Here is an 18,910-nt window from a genome sequence, read left to right as displayed (position 1 = left end):
ATCGTCGTGCCATCGCCAATCAAAATCTGTCCGTCTGCCGAAGCATCTACCTCAGACTGATTGTTCGTCGCATCTCCTACAAAAATGGATCCCTCCGTCAGGTCGTTCTCCGCATCTACCTGCGTATGGTGTTGCCGTCTACCTGGATGTTGTCCGTGTTGGTTACCGTGAAGGAGGCTGCTGCCGGTGTGGTGCCTCCAATCACAGACGCATCAATCGGGGTGTTGTCAATATCTCCCCCGTTGATGGTTAAATCATCATCAACCTCATCGTCCTCTACCGCACCAGCTACCAGGTCAGTCAAACCCGTGTTGTCGATCGTGAAGTCCCCTGACACTGCACGGCTGTTTATCGTCGTGCCATCGCCAATCAAAATCTGTCCGTCTGCCGAAGCATCTACCTCAGACTGATTGTTCGTCGCATCTCCTACAAAAAACCTGACGGAGGGATCCATTTTTGTAGGAGATGCGACGAACAATCAGTCTGAGGTAGATGCTTCGGCAGACGGACAGATTTTGATTGGCGATGGCACGACGATAAACAGCCGTGCAGTGTCAGGGGACTTCACGATCGACAACACGGGTTTGACTGACCTGGTAGCTGGTGCGGTAGAGGACGATGAGGTTGATGATGATTTAACCATCAACGGGGGAGATATTGACAACACCCCGATTGATGCGTCTGTGATTGGAGGCACCACACCGGCAGCAGCCTCCTTCACGGTAACCAACACGGACAACATCCAGGTAGACGGCAACACCATCTCTTCAACAGACACGGATGGGAATGTAGTTATTGACCCGAATGGTACAGGGGTTGTGGACGTGAACACCTCGATCATCAGCAATGTGACGGATCCGGTAGCAAATCAGGATGCAGCGACGAAGAACTATGTAGATACGCAGGTAGATGCGGAGAACGACCTGACGGAGGGATCCATTTTTGTAGGAGATGCGACGAACAATCAGTCTGAGGTAGATGCTTCGGCAGACGGACAGATTTTGATTGGCGATGGCACGACGATAAACAGCCGTGCAGTGTCAGGGGACTTCACGATCGACAACACGGGTTTGACTGACCTGGTAGCTGGTGCGGTAGAGGACGATGAGGTTGATGATGATTTAACCATCAACGGGGGAGATATTGACAACACCCCGATTGATGCGTCTGTGATTGGAGGCACCACACCGGCAGCAGCCTCCTTCACGGTAACCAACACGGACAACATCCAGGTAGACGGCAACACCATCTCTTCAACAGACACGGATGGGAATGTAGTTATTGACCCGAATGGTACAGGGGTTGTGGACGTGAACACCTCGATCATCAGCAATGTGACGGATCCGGTAGCAAATCAGGATGCAGCGACGAAGAACTATGTAGATACGCAGGTAGATGCGGAGAACGACCTGACGGAGGGATCCATTTTTGTAGGAGATGCGACGAACAATCAGTCTGAGGTAGATGCTTCGGCAGACGGACAGATTTTGATTGGCGATGGCACGACGATAAACAGCCGTGCAGTGTCAGGGGACTTCACGATCGACAACACGGGTTTGACTGACCTGGTAGCTGGTGCGGTAGAGGACGATGAGGTTGATGATGATTTAACCATCAACGGGGGAGATATTGACAACACCCCGATTGATGCGTCTGTGATTGGAGGCACCACACCGGCAGCAGCCTCCTTCACGGTAACCAACACGGACAACATCCAGGTAGACGGCAACACCATCTCTTCAACAGACACGGATGGGAATGTAGTTATTGACCCGAATGGTACAGGGGTTGTGGACGTGAACACCTCGATCATCAGCAATGTGACGGATCCGGTAGGGGCCCAGGATGCAGCGACGAAGAACTATGTAGATACGGAAGTGACGGCTATCAATACGCTGGCGGATGGCAACATTTATATGGGAGACGGGACGAACCAGGCGGTTGAGGTGGTAGTGAGTGGCGATGCGACGTTATCGAACACAGGCGTTTTAGACCTGAACAACAATGCGGTAGAAGATGCTGAGGTGGTAGATGCGTTAACGATCGATGGGGGATCGGTAACGAACTCGGATGTAACGATCCCTGCGGCGAATACCTTAGATGTGAGTGCAGGCACCTTGACGCTGGCGGCCAACCAGATCACGGACGCATCGGTAGTGAATGCGTTAACGATCGACGGTGGTTCGGTAACGAACTCAGATGTAACGATCCCTGCGGCGAACACCTTAGATGTATCAGCGGGCACGTTCACGGTGGCCAATGATCAGATTAGCGGTAACGCGATCGATGGCGGGATCATCAGCAATTTGACGGATCCGGTAGGGGCCCAGGATGCAGCGACGAAGAACTATGTAGATACGGAAGTGACGGCTATCAATACGCTGGCGGATGGCAACATTTATATGGGAGACGGGACGAACCAGGCGGTTGAGGTGGTAGTGAGTGGCGATGCGACGTTATCGAACACAGGCGTTTTAGACCTGAACAACAATGCGGTAGAAGATGCTGAGGTGGTAGATGCGTTAACGATCGATGGGGGATCGGTAACGAACTCGGATGTAACGATCCCTGCGGCGAATACCTTAGATGTGAGTGCAGGCACCTTGACGCTGGCGGCCAACCAGATCACGGACGCATCGGTAGTGAATGCGTTAACGATCGACGGTGGTTCGGTAACGAACTCAGATGTAACGATCCCTGCGGCGAACACCTTAGATGTATCAGCGGGCACGTTCACGGTGGCCAATGATCAGATTAGCGGTAACGCGATCGATGGCGGGATCATCAGCAATTTGACGGATCCGGTAGGGGCCCAGGATGCAGCGACGAAGAACTATGTAGATACGGAAGTGACGGCTATCAATACGCTGGCGGATGGCAACATTTATATGGGAGACGGGACGAACCAGGCGGTCGAGGTGGTAGTGAGTGGCGATGCGACGTTATCGAACACAGGCGTTTTAGACCTGAACAACAATGCGGTAGAAGATGCTGAGGTGGTAGATGCGTTAACGATCGATGGGGGATCGGTAACGAACTCGGATGTAACGATCCCTGCGGCGAATACCTTAGATGTGAGTGCAGGCACCTTGACGCTGGCGGCCAACCAGATCACGGACGCATCGGTAGTGAATGCGTTAACGATCGATGGGGGATCGGTAACGAACTCAGATGTAACGATCCCTGCGGCGAACACCTTAGATGTATCAGCGGGCACGTTCACGGTGGCCAATGATCAGATTAGCGGTAACGCGATCGATGGCGGGATCATCAGCAATTTGACGGATCCGGTAGGGGCCCAGGATGCAGCGACGAAGAACTATGTAGATACGGAAGTGACGGCTATCAATACGCTGGCGGATGGCAACATTTATATGGGAGACGGGACGAACCAGGCGGTCGAGGTGGTAGTGAGTGGCGATGCGACGTTATCGAACACAGGCGTTTTAGACCTGAACAACAATGCGGTAGAAGATGCTGAGGTGGTAGATGCGTTAACGATCGACGGTGGTTCGGTAACGAACTCAGATGTAACGATCCCTGCGGCGAATACCTTAGATGTGAGTGCAGGCACCTTGACGCTGGCGGCCAACCAGATCACGGACGCATCGGTAGTGAATGCGTTAACGATCGACGGTGGTTCGGTAACGAACTCAGATGTAACGATCCCTGCGGCGAACACCTTAGATGTATCAGCGGGCACGTTCACGGTGGCCAATGATCAGATTAGCGGTAACGCGATCGATGGCGGGATCATCAGCAATTTGACGGATCCGGTAGGGGCCCAGGATGCAGCGACGAAGAACTATGTAGATACGGAAGTGACGGCTATCAATACGCTGGCGGATGGCAACATTTATATGGGAGACGGGACGAACCAGGCGGTTGAGGTGGTAGTGAGTGGCGATGCGACGTTATCGAACACAGGCGTTTTAGACCTGAACAACAATGCGGTAGAAGATGCTGAGGTGGTAGATGCGTTAACGATCGATGGGGGATCGGTAACGAACTCGGATGTAACGATCCCTGCGGCGAATACCTTAGATGTGAGTGCAGGCACCTTGACGCTGGCGGCCAACCAGATCACGGACGCATCGGTAGTGAATGCGTTAACGATCGACGGTGGTTCGGTAACGAACTCAGATGTAACGATCCCTGCGGCGAACACCTTAGATGTATCAGCGGGCACGTTCACGGTGGCCAATGATCAGATTAGCGGTAACGCGATCGATGGCGGGATCATCAGCAATTTGACGGATCCGGTAGGGGCCCAGGATGCAGCGACGAAGAACTATGTAGATACGGAAGTGACGGCTATCAATACGCTGGCGGATGGCAACATTTATATGGGAGACGGGACGAACCAGGCGGTTGAGGTGGTAGTGAGTGGCGATGCGACGTTATCGAACACAGGCGTTTTAGACCTGAACAACAATGCGGTAGAAGATGCTGAGGTGGTAGATGCGTTAACGATCGATGGGGGATCGGTAACGAACTCGGATGTAACGATCCCTGCGGCGAATACCTTAGATGTGAGTGCAGGCACCTTGACGCTGGCGGCCAACCAGATCACGGACGCATCGGTAGTGAATGCGTTAACGATCGACGGTGGTTCGGTAACGAACTCAGATGTAACGATCCCTGCGGCGAACACCTTAGATGTATCAGCGGGCACGTTCACGGTGGCCAATGATCAGATTAGCGGTAACGCGATCGATGGCGGGATCATCAGCAATTTGACGGATCCGGTAGGGGCCCAGGATGCAGCGACGAAGAACTATGTAGATACGGAAGTGACGGCTATCAATACGCTGGCGGATGGCAACATTTATATGGGAGACGGGACGAACCAGGCGGTTGAGGTGGTAGTGAGTGGCGATGCGACGTTATCGAACACAGGCGTTTTAGACCTGAACAACAATGCGGTAGAAGATGCTGAGGTGGTAGATGCGTTAACGATCGATGGGGGATCGGTAACGAACTCGGATGTAACGATCCCTGCGGCGAATACCTTAGATGTGAGTGCAGGCACCTTGACGCTGGCGGCCAACCAGATCACGGACGCATCGGTAGTGAATGCGTTAACGATCGACGGTGGTTCGGTAACGAACTCAGATGTAACGATCCCTGCGGCGAACACCTTAGATGTATCAGCGGGCACGTTCACGGTGGCCAATGATCAGATTAGCGGTAACGCGATCGATGGCGGGATCATCAGCAATTTGACGGATCCGGTAGGGGCCCAGGATGCAGCGACGAAGAACTATGTAGATACGGAAGTGACGGCTATCAATACGCTGGCGGATGGCAACATTTATATGGGAGACGGGACGAACCAGGCGGTTGAGGTGGTAGTGAGTGGCGATGCGACGTTATCGAACACAGGCGTTTTAGACCTGAACAACAATGCGGTAGAAGATGCTGAGGTGGTAGATGCGTTAACGATCGATGGGGGATCGGTAACGAACTCGGATGTAACGATCCCTGCGGCGAATACCTTAGATGTGAGTGCAGGCACCTTGACGCTGGCGGCCAACCAGATCACGGACGCATCGGTAGTGAATGCGTTAACGATCGACGGTGGTTCGGTAACGAACTCAGATGTAACGATCCCTGCGGCGAACACCTTAGATGTATCAGCGGGCACGTTCACGGTGGCCAATGATCAGATTAGCGGTAACGCGATCGATGGCGGGATCATCAGCAATTTGACGGATCCGGTAGGGGCCCAGGATGCAGCGACGAAGAACTATGTAGATACGGAAGTGACGGCTATCAATACGCTGGCGGATGGCAACATTTATATGGGAGACGGGACGAACCAGGCGGTTGAGGTGGTAGTGAGTGGCGATGCGACGTTATCGAACACAGGCGTTTTAGACCTGAACAACAATGCGGTAGAAGATGCTGAGGTGGTAGATGCGTTAACGATCGATGGGGGATCGGTAACGAACTCGGATGTAACGATCCCTGCGGCGAATACCTTAGATGTGAGTGCAGGCACCTTGACGCTGGCGGCCAACCAGATCACGGACGCATCGGTAGTGAATGCGTTAACGATCGACGGTGGTTCGGTAACGAACTCAGATGTAACGATCCCTGCGGCGAACACCTTAGATGTATCAGCGGGCACGTTCACGGTGGCCAATGATCAGATTAGCGGTAACGCGATCGATGGCGGGATCATCAGCAATTTGACGGATCCGGTAGGGGCCCAGGATGCAGCGACGAAGAACTATGTAGATACGGAAGTGACGGCTATCAATACGCTGGCGGATGGCAACATTTATATGGGAGACGGGACGAACCAGGCGGTTGAGGTGGTAGTGAGTGGCGATGCGACGTTATCGAACACAGGCGTTTTAGACCTGAACAACAATGCGGTAGAAGATGCTGAGGTGGTAGATGCGTTAACGATCGATGGGGGATCGGTAACGAACTCGGATGTAACGATCCCTGCGGCGAATACCTTAGATGTGAGTGCAGGCACCTTGACGCTGGCGGCCAACCAGATCACGGACGCATCGGTAGTGAATGCGTTAACGATCGACGGTGGTTCGGTAACGAACTCAGATGTAACGATCCCTGCGGCGAATACCTTAGATGTGAGTGCAGGCACCTTGACGCTGGCGGCCAACCAGATCACGGACGCATCGGTAGTGAATGCGTTAACGATCGACGGTGGTTCGGTAACGAACTCAGATGTAACGATCCCTGCGGCGAACACCTTAGATGTATCAGCGGGCACGTTCACGGTGGCCAATGATCAGATTAGCGGTAACGCGATCGATGGCGGGATCATCAGCAATTTGACGGATCCGGTAGGGGCCCAGGATGCAGCGACGAAGAACTATGTAGATACGGAAGTGACGGCTATCAATACGCTGGCGGATGGCAACATTTATATGGGAGACGGGACGAACCAGGCGGTTGAGGTGGTAGTGAGTGGCGATGCGACGTTATCGAACACAGGCGTTTTAGACCTGAACAACAATGCGGTAGAAGATGCTGAGGTGGTAGATGCGTTAACGATCGATGGGGGATCGGTAACGAACTCAGATGTAACGATCCCTGCGGCGAACACCTTAGATGTGAGTGCAGGCACCTTGACGCTGGCGGCCAACCAGATCACGGACGCATCGGTAGTGAATGCGTTAACGATCGACGGTGGTTCGGTAACGAACTCAGATGTAACGATCCCTGCGGCGAACACCTTAGATGTATCAGCGGGCACGTTCACGGTGGCCAATGATCAGATTAGCGGTAACGCGATCGATGGCGGGATCATCAGCAATTTGACGGATCCGGTAGGGGCCCAGGATGCAGCGACGAAGAACTATGTAGATACGGAAGTGACGGCTATCAATACGCTGGCGGATGGCAACATTTATATGGGAGACGGGACGAACCAGGCGGTTGAGGTGGTAGTGAGTGGCGATGCGACGTTATCGAACACAGGCGTTTTAGACCTGAACAACAATGCGGTAGAAGATGCTGAGGTGGTAGATGCGTTAACGATCGATGGGGGATCGGTAACGAACTCGGATGTAACGATCCCTGCGGCGAATACCTTAGATGTGAGTGCAGGCACCTTGACGCTGGCGGCCAACCAGATCACGGACGCATCGGTAGTGAATGCGTTAACGATCGACGGTGGTTCGGTAACGAACTCAGATGTAACGATCCCTGCGGCGAACACCTTAGATGTATCAGCGGGCACGTTCACGGTGGCCAATGATCAGATTAGCGGTAACGCGATCGATGGCGGGATCATCAGCAATTTGACGGATCCGGTAGGGGCCCAGGATGCAGCGACGAAGAACTATGTAGATACGGAAGTGACGGCTATCAATACGCTGGCGGATGGCAACATTTATATGGGAGACGGGACGAACCAGGCGGTTGAGGTGGTAGTGAGTGGCGATGCGACGTTATCGAACACAGGCGTTTTAGACCTGAACAACAATGCGGTAGAAGATGCTGAGGTGGTAGATGCGTTAACGATCGATGGGGGATCGGTAACGAACTCGGATGTAACGATCCCTGCGGCGAATACCTTAGATGTGAGTGCAGGCACCTTGACGCTGGCGGCCAACCAGATCACGGACGCATCGGTAGTGAATGCGTTAACGATCGACGGTGGTTCGGTAACGAACTCAGATGTAACGATCCCTGCGGCGAACACCTTAGATGTATCAGCGGGCACGTTCACGGTGGCCAATGATCAGATTAGCGGTAACGCGATCGATGGCGGGATCATCAGCAATTTGACGGATCCGGTAGGGGCCCAGGATGCAGCGACGAAGAACTATGTAGATACGGAAGTGACGGCTATCAATACGCTGGCGGATGGCAACATTTATATGGGAGACGGGACGAACCAGGCGGTTGAGGTGGTAGTGAGTGGCGATGCGACGTTATCGAACACAGGCGTTTTAGACCTGAACAACAATGCGGTAGAAGATGCTGAGGTGGTAGATGCGTTAACGATCGATGGGGGATCGGTAACGAACTCGGATGTAACGATCCCTGCGGCGAATACCTTAGATGTGAGTGCAGGCACCTTGACGCTGGCGGCCAACCAGATCACGGACGCATCGGTAGTGAATGCGTTAACGATCGATGGGGGATCGGTAACGAACTCAGATGTAACGATCCCTGCGGCGAACACCTTAGATGTATCAGCGGGCACGTTCACGGTGGCCAATGATCAGATTAGCGGTAACGCGATCGATGGCGGGATCATCAGCAATTTGACGGATCCGGTAGGGGCCCAGGATGCAGCGACGAAGAACTATGTAGATACGGAAGTGACGGCTATCAATACGCTGGCGGATGGCAACATTTATATGGGAGACGGGACGAACCAGGCGGTTGAGGTGGTAGTGAGTGGCGATGCGACGTTATCGAACACAGGCGTTTTAGACCTGAACAACAATGCGGTAGAAGATGCTGAGGTGGTAGATGCGTTAACGATCGATGGGGGATCGGTAACGAACTCGGATGTAACGATCCCTGCGGCGAATACCTTAGATGTGAGTGCAGGCACCTTGACGCTGGCGGCCAACCAGATCACGGACGCATCGGTAGTGAATGCGTTAACGATCGACGGTGGTTCGGTAACGAACTCAGATGTAACGATCCCTGCGGCGAACACCTTAGATGTATCAGCGGGCACGTTCACGGTGGCCAATGATCAGATTAGCGGTAACGCGATCGATGGCGGGATCATCAGCAATTTGACGGATCCGGTAGGGGCCCAGGATGCAGCGACGAAGAACTATGTAGATACGGAAGTGACGGCTATCAATACGCTGGCGGATGGCAACATTTATATGGGAGACGGGACGAACCAGGCGGTTGAGGTGGTAGTGAGTGGCGATGCGACGTTATCGAACACAGGCGTTTTAGACCTGAACAACAATGCGGTAGAAGATGCTGAGGTGGTAGATGCGTTAACGATCGATGGGGGATCGGTAACGAACTCGGATGTAACGATCCCTGCGGCGAATACCTTAGATGTGAGTGCAGGCACCTTGACGCTGGCGGCCAACCAGATCACGGACGCATCGGTAGTGAATGCGTTAACGATCGATGGGGGATCGGTAACGAACTCAGATGTAACGATCCCTGCGGCGAACACCTTAGATGTATCAGCGGGCACGTTCACGGTGGCCAATGATCAGATTAGCGGTAACGCGATCGATGGCGGGATCATCAGCAATTTGACGGATCCGGTAGGGGCCCAGGATGCAGCGACGAAGAACTATGTAGATACGGAAGTGACGGCTATCAATACGCTGGCGGATGGCAACATTTATATGGGAGACGGGACGAACCAGGCGGTCGAGGTGGTAGTGAGTGGCGATGCGACGTTATCGAACACAGGCGTTTTAGACCTGAACAACAATGCGGTAGAAGATGCTGAGGTGGTAGATGCGTTAACGATCGATGGGGGATCGGTAACGAACTCGGATGTAACGATCCCTGCGGCGAATACCTTAGATGTGAGTGCAGGCACCTTGACGCTGGCGGCCAACCAGATCACGGACGCATCGGTAGTGAATGCGTTAACGATCGACGGTGGTTCGGTAACGAACTCAGATGTAACGATCCCTGCGGCGAACACCTTAGATGTATCAGCGGGCACGTTCACGGTGGCCAATGATCAGATTAGCGGTAACGCGATCGATGGCGGGATCATCAGCAATTTGACGGATCCGGTAGGGGCCCAGGATGCAGCGACGAAGAACTATGTAGATACGGAAGTGACGGCTATCAATACGCTGGCGGATGGCAACATTTATATGGGAGACGGGACGAACCAGGCGGTTGAGGTGGTAGTGAGTGGCGATGCGACGTTATCGAACACAGGCGTTTTAGACCTGAACAACAATGCGGTAGAAGATGCTGAGGTGGTAGATGCGTTAACGATCGATGGGGGATCGGTAACGAACTCGGATGTAACGATCCCTGCGGCGAATACCTTAGATGTGAGTGCAGGCACCTTGACGCTGGCGGCCAACCAGATCACGGACGCATCGGTAGTGAATGCGTTAACGATCGACGGTGGTTCGGTAACGAACTCAGATGTAACGATCCCTGCGGCGAACACCTTAGATGTATCAGCGGGCACGTTCACGGTGGCCAATGATCAGATTAGCGGTAACGCGATCGATGGCGGGATCATCAGCAATTTGACGGATCCGGTAGGGGCCCAGGATGCAGCGACGAAGAACTATGTAGATACGGAAGTGACGGCTATCAATACGCTGGCGGATGGCAACATTTATATGGGAGACGGGACGAACCAGGCGGTTGAGGTGGTAGTGAGTGGCGATGCGACGTTATCGAACACAGGCGTTTTAGACCTGAACAACAATGCGGTAGAAGATGCTGAGGTGGTAGATGCGTTAACGATCGATGGGGGATCGGTAACGAACTCGGATGTAACGATCCCTGCGGCGAATACCTTAGATGTGAGTGCAGGCACCTTGACGCTGGCGGCCAACCAGATCACGGACGCATCGGTAGTGAATGCGTTAACGATCGACGGTGGTTCGGTAACGAACTCAGATGTAACGATCCCTGCGGCGAATACCTTAGATGTGAGTGCAGGCACCTTGACGCTGGCGGCCAACCAGATCACGGACGCATCGGTAGTGAATGCGTTAACGATCGACGGTGGTTCGGTAACGAACTCAGATGTAACGATCCCTGCGGCGAACACCTTAGATGTATCAGCGGGCACGTTCACGGTGGCCAATGATCAGATTAGCGGTAACGCGATCGATGGCGGGATCATCAGCAATTTGACGGATCCGGTAGGGGCCCAGGATGCAGCGACGAAGAACTATGTAGATACGGAAGTGACGGCTATCAATACGCTGGCGGATGGCAACATTTATATGGGAGACGGGACGAACCAGGCGGTCGAGGTGGTAGTGAGTGGCGATGCGACGTTATCGAACACAGGCGTTTTAGACCTGAACAACAATGCGGTAGAAGATGCTGAGGTGGTAGATGCGTTAACGATCGATGGGGGATCGGTAACGAACTCAGATGTAACGATCCCTGCGGCGAACACCTTAGATGTATCAGCGGGCACGTTCACGGTGGCCAATGATCAGATTAGCGGTAACGCGATCGATGGCGGGATCATCAGCAATTTGACGGATCCGGTAGGGGCCCAGGATGCAGCGACGAAGAACTATGTAGATACGGAAGTGACGGCTGTCCAAACGGAACTGGATGCCGTGGAGACGGGCGCTGGCCTGAGTGCAACAGGTACCTATGTTACAAACACCGGCACCAATTACATTGATGGGGCTACTTCCCTGGACAATGCGGATGACTTACTGGATGCGGCTATTAACCTAAATACGACGGATATAAGTAATCTGGAGACACTGAGCGGAGCAGGTGGAGCGACGAATCTTGGTACGTTCACTGGGGCAATTATTGCTGACAATGAAACAGTAAAAGGTGCTTTGCAAGATTTAGAAGATGCTCTCTCAACTGCTGGAACAATGGCAACTCAGAATGCGAATAGCGTAACGATCACTGGCGGATCGATAAATGGAACGGCGATTGGAGCAACCACAGCTTCTTCTGGACGATTTACCGGAATTACTGTTACATCTATGCCTTCAGGCCCTAGTGGAAGTGCTGTATTCATTGATGGTAGTGGAGTACTGAATAGTAGTGATAGAAGACTAAAAGAAAATATTTCTCTTTTACAAAACACGCTATCAAAGCTTGATCAGCTCGGTGGGTATAACTACAACTATAAAGCCGATGAAGAGAAGAAAAAGCAGATTGGAGTGATCGCCCAGGAACTTGAGAAAGTTTTCCCTGAACTAGTTAATACTGATGATAGAGGCTACAAAATGGTTAACTATCAAGGTTTGATTCCGGTTTTGGTGCAAGCTATTAAAGAACAACAAATCGAAATAAATCAACTTAACCAAAGGGTTGCTAATCAGGAATCCAAACTTTCAAAACTAGAATCGGATAATACAGAGATGAAGAACGATCTAGATCTCATTAAAAAGATGTTGCTTGGAGAGAAATCAGCTAAAGAGGACAACAAATAATGAAAAAGCTTCTTTACATATCGCTTCTCTTCCCTTCCCTCCTCTTTGGGCAGATGCATATTCAGAGCAATGCACTGGTGCATGTGGCAGAAGGAGCTAACCTGGAAGTCGGCGGGGATTTGAATAATCAAGGTGTAATCCAGAACGTAGGTAGAATCACACTGTATAAAGATTGGTTAACCAACGGCAATTTTAATGGAATGGAGGGAAGCATTCAGTTCATTGGTATAGGAGATCAGCTTGCTCCTACCGGAGAACTGACTACTGGAGAACTGATTATTAACTCACTTGGAAATGTCAGTTTCCCGGGTTCTGAGTATACGGTTCATGACCGGTTAGATCTACAGTTTGGAAATATTCTTCCAGGTGAGAACACTCGCTTTATACTTGATCAGAATGCTCAGGTTGATGGCGGGTCTAAAGATTCATATTTTGCAGGGAGTTTAATAAATCGAGGCAGTGGAATTAAAATATTTCCGGTAGGGTCAGATGGTGTTTATGCTCCCATTACGCTATTGGATGTTTTTGGAGTAAATACAGAAATACAAGCTTCTTATTCTCGCAATAACCCATATGACCCTATTCCAGGAGATAGCTTACTTGGTGTGTCTCATAGGGGACTTTGGGAGATGGAGCTTTTGAATGGAGGTACTGATGAAACTCAAGTTGAAATCAAGTTTAGTGAAGAGGACCTGAGCGATTTCAAAGTCACTAACAATATTCGACACAGGGTAAATTCACCTGTAATAGCGATTGCATCAAGCCCTGAGGGAGTATATGAATCTATTGGTATTGAGTCACTTCTAAATTCTGATACGTTAACCTTTGGAACAATCATTGGAAAGAAATCTTTGTCTCTTAGCCTGGGTCAGAAGCTATATCTTGCGATGGCTCTGGCTCCACGAATACCAGATGTAGGCCTCTATTACATTCCAGAGGCTTTTTCGCCGCAAGCCAGCGATGCTCGAAATCAAACTTTACGTGTATTCGGAGAAGGCATTCTTGAAGAAGGATTTGATCTTCAGATTTTCAATCGTTACGGTGTGAATGTTTATTCGACCAATTCATTTGCTGAAGCTAATGAAAATGGCTGGAATGGTGAAAATCAGAAAACCGGCTCAGATGAGCCTACCGGAATATATTACTACACAGTAAAATTTAGATTTAGGACAGGGTTACCAGTTCAGAAGTCAGGGGTCTTTTACTTAATAAGATGAAACGCATTGCCACCATATTGTTATTGATTTCCTCTATGCTTTTGAATGGGCAAGAGGCTCAATTTTCACAGTACTATGCCGCATCCCTTTACCTTAATCCGGGTTTTAGTGGGATCTATAATGACGCATCCATCCATATGAATCATAAAAGGCAACTCCAAAGTGTGGATGTGATTAATGAGTTGACACAGGTTTCTTTCATTTTTCCAATCAAGCCCAATGGTCCTTATGAAAGATCCATTGGTGGTGCGGGTATCATGGCCTTTAATGAGAAGAGTGGATTTCGGGGGGTTTATGAAAGGAGCTCAATTTTTGCCAATTATGCCCACAACATAAAGTTTGGATTATTGAGTGCCTATCTGGTTTCTATTGGTGTTCAGGTGGGTTATGAATTGAGAAAGCTGGACTTCAGCAACTTGTCCTGGGGCTCTCAATACAATCCGTTCTTTGGATATGATAATACGCTACCCATCCCTGTAACAGAATTCAATGATCAGCAGAATAACATCGTGGTTAATGCTGGAATTATGTACTATTTTAATCCTGAACGGAATTATCTGCTACATACTTACAGTGGATTTTTAGGAATATCTGCAACAAATCTGAACCGACCTAACACTTCCTTCACCACCGATGTTGAAAGTGAAGCTCCGATGCTTTTCAAGTATAATGGCGGCATTGAATTCAAGTTTGACAAGTATTTTATTATGCCGAGTTTGCTCTATCTCAACCTCAGGAACAATCATCAATTTAATGCCGGACTGAACGTGGCTTATGCCCCTGGCTCTGGTAGGTATAGAGCCAAAGGAAGCCAGCTACTTTTTGGTGTATGGTATCGATTGCGTGACTCATTCATTTTGATGGGTGGAGTCAAAATGCAATCACTCATTGTGAGAGTGAGCTATGATATGAACAGTACTTTGTTTGATCCAAACAGAAACATAGATCTTGCACAAAACTCAATGGAAATATCCATTCAGTATTCGTTTTCCAAGAATGCTAATGCTAGGCGGGCATCTAATCCACTCTTCTAATTCTTCTTATAGATTATTAATCTTTGACCAGGTGTTAAACTGGAGGAGTTTAGTCTGTTCTGCTCCATAATTATTTCCTCCGGAACATTGAATTTCTTTGATACACTCTCCAGCGTCTCACCTTTCTGTACGAAATAAACAAAATCACTATCGTTTTCTATGTCGGCTGGTACCAGCAAATCGTAATTTGGTGTTACTTCCTGCTTTATTCGAATCGGTTTGTAAGCCTGAAGGTCTCCACCCTCAAGTCCGTTTAACCTCCTGATATCCACATCAGAAATATCCATCGAACCTGCTAAACTTGCTATGGTAGCACCTGGCCTGACCAGGAAGAATTTGCCAAAATCTTGACGACTTTTGCTCACAAGTCTTACATCAATCCTTCTATTCAGCTGTCTTCCGAATGGGCTGTTGTTATCGGCGATTGGATTTTCAGAGCCATGCCAGATAACAGAAATGTCAGATTTATCGATTCCTTTTGAAATAAGATAATCCCTTGCGGCGTATCCGCGATCCTTACTCAACACGAGGTTGTATTCAGCAGATCCAGTAGCATCTGTATGAGATTCGATTTCAATTTTAGCCCCTCCGTTTTCGAAAGCCTCCGCAACGTCATCCAAAAGAATTTTTACTTCAGGTCTGAGTTCTGATGCATCCACATCGAAGAACGCTCTTGTAGCATTGGTAACAAGGGTGGCAGTTTTGGTTCTTCTGCCTTCCACTACGAAATCTTCAAGGGATACAGATTCTGCGCTATTCGCTTTTTTGAAGGTTAAATCATACTTAGCTGGATGTACTGTGAATTCAAATTCACCAGCTTTATTGGTATAGCCTTCAATCACTGTTTTGTCACTATCGAAAGATATGAGTGTGATGGAATAAGATGAAAGCGGACTGCCTGAATTGCTACCAACCAATCGGCCATTAATGATGATTTCATCATAGCCCTCAATTTTATTAATTGGTAATCCAATCCGGATCTCATCTATTTCTTCAGAAGCAAGAATGTCCTCTGCACCAAGAATCTTTTCTGCACCAGAATGCTCGATATTCTCTGAGGCAGCCAGTGCCATTATATCTACTGGAGCTGTATCGACATCTTTTGCGTCTACAGCAAGATTGTCAGTGAGGATTCGTTGGTTATTAAATCTAAATTTTTTGATTTTTTCCAGGAGGTCATTTTCACTATCGGATAACCTGCCTCGTGCATTAGCATCTTGCGGTGGAAGTACATATTTACCGTTTCTTTTTGGTAGTCCTTTGTCCAACACAATTCTGCTGATAAAGCCTTTTCTATCCTCGGCCAAATTATCGTAGTAGACAAATGCATCACGCACATAAGCCTGCTCATTCGGTTTAATCTCCTTACCAGTGATTTTTTTCGCCAATGCTGCAGTATAAACCCGCTCTTTGCTAGATAGCTCAGACATTCTAAACTCATCTCTTAATCTCAGTGATCTGTCTGAGTATTTGAGCGTGATGTAATCCAGGGCGATTGTGTTATCAATGGCTCTCTTTTTAGCATCACTCAAAGATTCATATTGATTAATATCTGCTTGTGTAAGGGTAGCAGATGGGTCTCCGGCAATAGGTTGCCCACTTTGCGTGACAACTGGAGTTGCTGGATTCATGAATACCGGCTCTGGCTGTGTCATGTAAGAGTCATATGCAGATCTCACAAATCGTTCTACCGCTTTTCGCTGATCCTCATTCAACTCCGGACGCATTTCTAAAAGCTTACTTATCGTTTCATCGGCATTGTCCCCGATGGCAGACTGAATCTCAGATTGGGAGAAGGTAGTTTCAGTTAGGTAGATACTGGAATTCGCAAGGTTAGAAATCTGCTTTAAAAGGAGCTTATCCAATCTGTTCTGCTCTGCAGAATTCTTATTTTTGAAAACTTCCAGATCTGAATTTTTGATATTTTGATCAAAACTCTCAAGGTCTGACACCATGAATGTACTCGCAATTGACTTTATTCTTTCCTTGTCAATCTCATCAAGAGATTCATAATAGTCACGGTCTTCCTGAAGCAGCTTATACTTTTCTTCGTTACTCAACCCAATCAATCGTTCCCTTACTGCTGCATTCACATCTTCCACTGCATCCTGATTGTCCCTTAGGAAAACCTTCTCATTCATATCTAATGAGATGGCTCCAAGGTTTCTTTTTTGCTTGAGATATTTAATAGCAATACCGTCGATACTTTTTTGCTCCTTTGGAGCGAATGAGTTGTATGTAGGAGTAGCAGGTCTAAAAGCTTGAGCGTTTTTCAATCGGTCTGAAATAAGCACATCGATTTTTTCCCTTTCATCCGAACTAACCGAGCTGTAGAAACCAAATACATCGTTAGACATACTCACACTGTTTCCCATTCCTTGTTGCTCCAGATAAGTGGTCACGATGTTATCCACCTTTCTTCTTTTATCCACACTCAACTGCTGGTAGTAGTAGTCATCCTCAGTGCGAATGGACCGAATCATATTGCTGGTCATTTTTCGCACACGAGCTTTCACAATTCGATCAATTCTTTCCTTATCGTCTTTGCTAAGTGCATTATATACCGCAAGCTGTCTGTCTGTTAAGATCAGATCAACATCTGAAACCGATGAGGAGAGCATTCGAGATATGATCTGATTGATAATCTCCGTTTCGTTGCTATCAAAATTATAGTCGTCAGTAAATAGGGAGTTTCTTCCTGCGATTGTCCCCTCACTTGATACCTGAGAAATGATATTTCTTTTTGACTCGATATTAAAACCATAAATATCAAATTGGCCTACTCCTTCTTCTCTATTGGAGGATAAATACCCCTTATTATTACCTAAGAAAAAGAAAATATCATCCCGGAAGGAATTGAAAGGAATGCCAGCATTATAGATTTCAGCTGACTCAAACTTAGATCCACGCGCGACAAAGATGTCATATCCACCAAATCCCCTGTGTCCATCAGACGCAAAAAAGAGCACTCGTTCTTCAGCATCGTAAAATGGAGAGATTTCATTAAATGGTGTGTTTATTTGATTGCCTAGGTGCATTGGAGGTCCCCAATTATCTCCTCCTGCATTGATACTCATGTATAAGTCTAATTTACCCAAACCACCATCTCTATCTGAGGCATAGAATAGCGTGTCTCCACCTGGGGTTAGACTAGGATGTTTGGAGTTAAACTTATATTCATTGATGTTATGATTCAATGGCTGTGGCTCTGTCCATCTATCGCCTTCTAAACGAGACATATAAATGTGGCAAACTCCACCTTCTTCGTCACAATTGGTGTAGTAGAATTTATTCCTTTCTCTATTGAAAGTGCCTGATCCGTCTCCATATTTAGTATTGATGATTTTTTCGAAGCGATCCTTAGGATCGTATTCTTCCCAACTTCCGTTTCTGTTTGTAAATCGAAACAAATCAGCGAATGCTTCTCCAAATTGGTTATCGACCAAGCTTCCCTTCCCACTACTTCTGGCAGAGGTAAGACATACCACTCCATCGTCACCGATGCTAAATGCAGCGTAATCGTTATACTCAGAATTTAAAGGTGCACTTAATGGTTGAAATTGGTAATCAGGATGCACCATCGTAATTTGATTGAGCGCTAACTGGCATCCATCTATTTCTATTTTCGCTTGTTTATAATAATACCGGTACTTTTCTGACTCATGTTCTTCGTTAGCCACAAGCAGTCTTCGAAATTCTTTAAAGTTCTTTAATGCTGCATCATACTGCCCTTTTAGCTTTTGCATTTGAGCATGGTAATAGCCTGCAAGCGGATAGCGGGAATCTTGTCCGTCTGCTGTCACCATCTCATAGTAATACTCTGCATTTTCATATTGCTGAGTTAATCGATAGCACTCTGCTAGCTGGTATTGCGCTTTTATATTTTCCGCATTTTCATCCAATGCTGCTTTGTAATAGCGAATAGCACCCATATAATATCCATCACGAAAATCATCATCGCCCGAAATGGTTAGGACTTGAGATCTGCGTTGATCCTGAGCTATAGCTCCAGAGGCGATCAATAATGCGAATAGAAAAACAATCTTTTTCATTTCTTTCAAAT

At 48.6% G+C, this 18,910-nt stretch carries 5 protein-coding genes; 3 read left to right on the top strand and 2 right to left on the bottom strand.

The genetic code is table 11. The annotated features are described in order from the left end of the window. Positions 1–115: 115 nt before the first annotated feature. Entirely contained in the window at positions 116–454 is a 339-nt protein-coding gene (locus ACP14Y_RS08150; protein ID WP_424962465.1) for a hypothetical protein, read from the bottom strand. On the opposite strand from ACP14Y_RS08150, the gene ACP14Y_RS08145 reads away from it, so the two are divergent. Genes ACP14Y_RS08145 through ACP14Y_RS08135 form a run of 3 tightly spaced genes read left to right on the top strand, consistent with a single transcriptional unit; the run spans position 411 to position 14,847 of the window. Continuing rightward, positions 411–12,596 (top strand): tail fiber domain-containing protein, encoded by a 12,186-nt coding sequence (locus tag ACP14Y_RS08145; RefSeq protein ID WP_424962464.1) that lies wholly within the window; start codon positions 411–413, stop codon positions 12,594–12,596. The two genes, ACP14Y_RS08150 and ACP14Y_RS08145, sit on opposite strands and share 44 nt — an antisense overlap. After that, positions 12,596–13,813, top strand: coding sequence for a gliding motility-associated C-terminal domain-containing protein (locus tag ACP14Y_RS08140; protein WP_424962463.1), 1,218 nt, complete (start codon positions 12,596–12,598; stop codon positions 13,811–13,813). The genes ACP14Y_RS08145 and ACP14Y_RS08140 overlap by 1 nt, the downstream gene beginning before the upstream one ends. Then, a complete protein-coding gene (locus ACP14Y_RS08135) occupies positions 13,810–14,847 on the top strand; it encodes a PorP/SprF family type IX secretion system membrane protein (protein ID WP_424962462.1) in 1,038 nt (345 codons plus the stop codon). The genes ACP14Y_RS08140 and ACP14Y_RS08135 overlap by 4 nt, the downstream gene beginning before the upstream one ends. Here the strand turns inward: ACP14Y_RS08135 and ACP14Y_RS08130 are convergent. Further along, on the bottom strand, positions 14,844–18,899 hold the full coding sequence (locus tag ACP14Y_RS08130; RefSeq protein ID WP_424962461.1) for an OmpA family protein: 4,056 nt from the start codon (positions 18,897–18,899) through the stop codon (positions 14,844–14,846). The genes ACP14Y_RS08135 and ACP14Y_RS08130 overlap by 4 nt on opposite strands. Between the last annotated feature and the right edge of the window lie 11 nt (positions 18,900–18,910).

This window comes from Ekhidna sp. (assembly GCF_965247405.1).
Lineage (GTDB): Bacteria > Bacteroidota > Bacteroidia > Cytophagales > Cyclobacteriaceae > Ekhidna.
The sequence above is the reverse complement of the archived record's forward strand: the minus strand, read 5'-3'. Positions and strand labels throughout refer to the sequence as shown.

Coding starts and splice junctions, on each gene's coding strand:
- ACP14Y_RS08140 (WP_424962463.1), top strand. CDS start 12,596: ATGAAAAAGCTTCTTTACATATCGCTTCTCTTCCCTTCCCTCCTCTTT.
- ACP14Y_RS08150 (WP_424962465.1), bottom strand. CDS start 454: ATGGATCCCTCCGTCAGGTTTTTTGTAGGAGATGCGACGAACAATCAG.
- ACP14Y_RS08135 (WP_424962462.1), top strand. CDS start 13,810: ATGAAACGCATTGCCACCATATTGTTATTGATTTCCTCTATGCTTTTG.
- ACP14Y_RS08130 (WP_424962461.1), bottom strand. CDS start 18,899: ATGAAAAAGATTGTTTTTCTATTCGCATTATTGATCGCCTCTGGAGCT.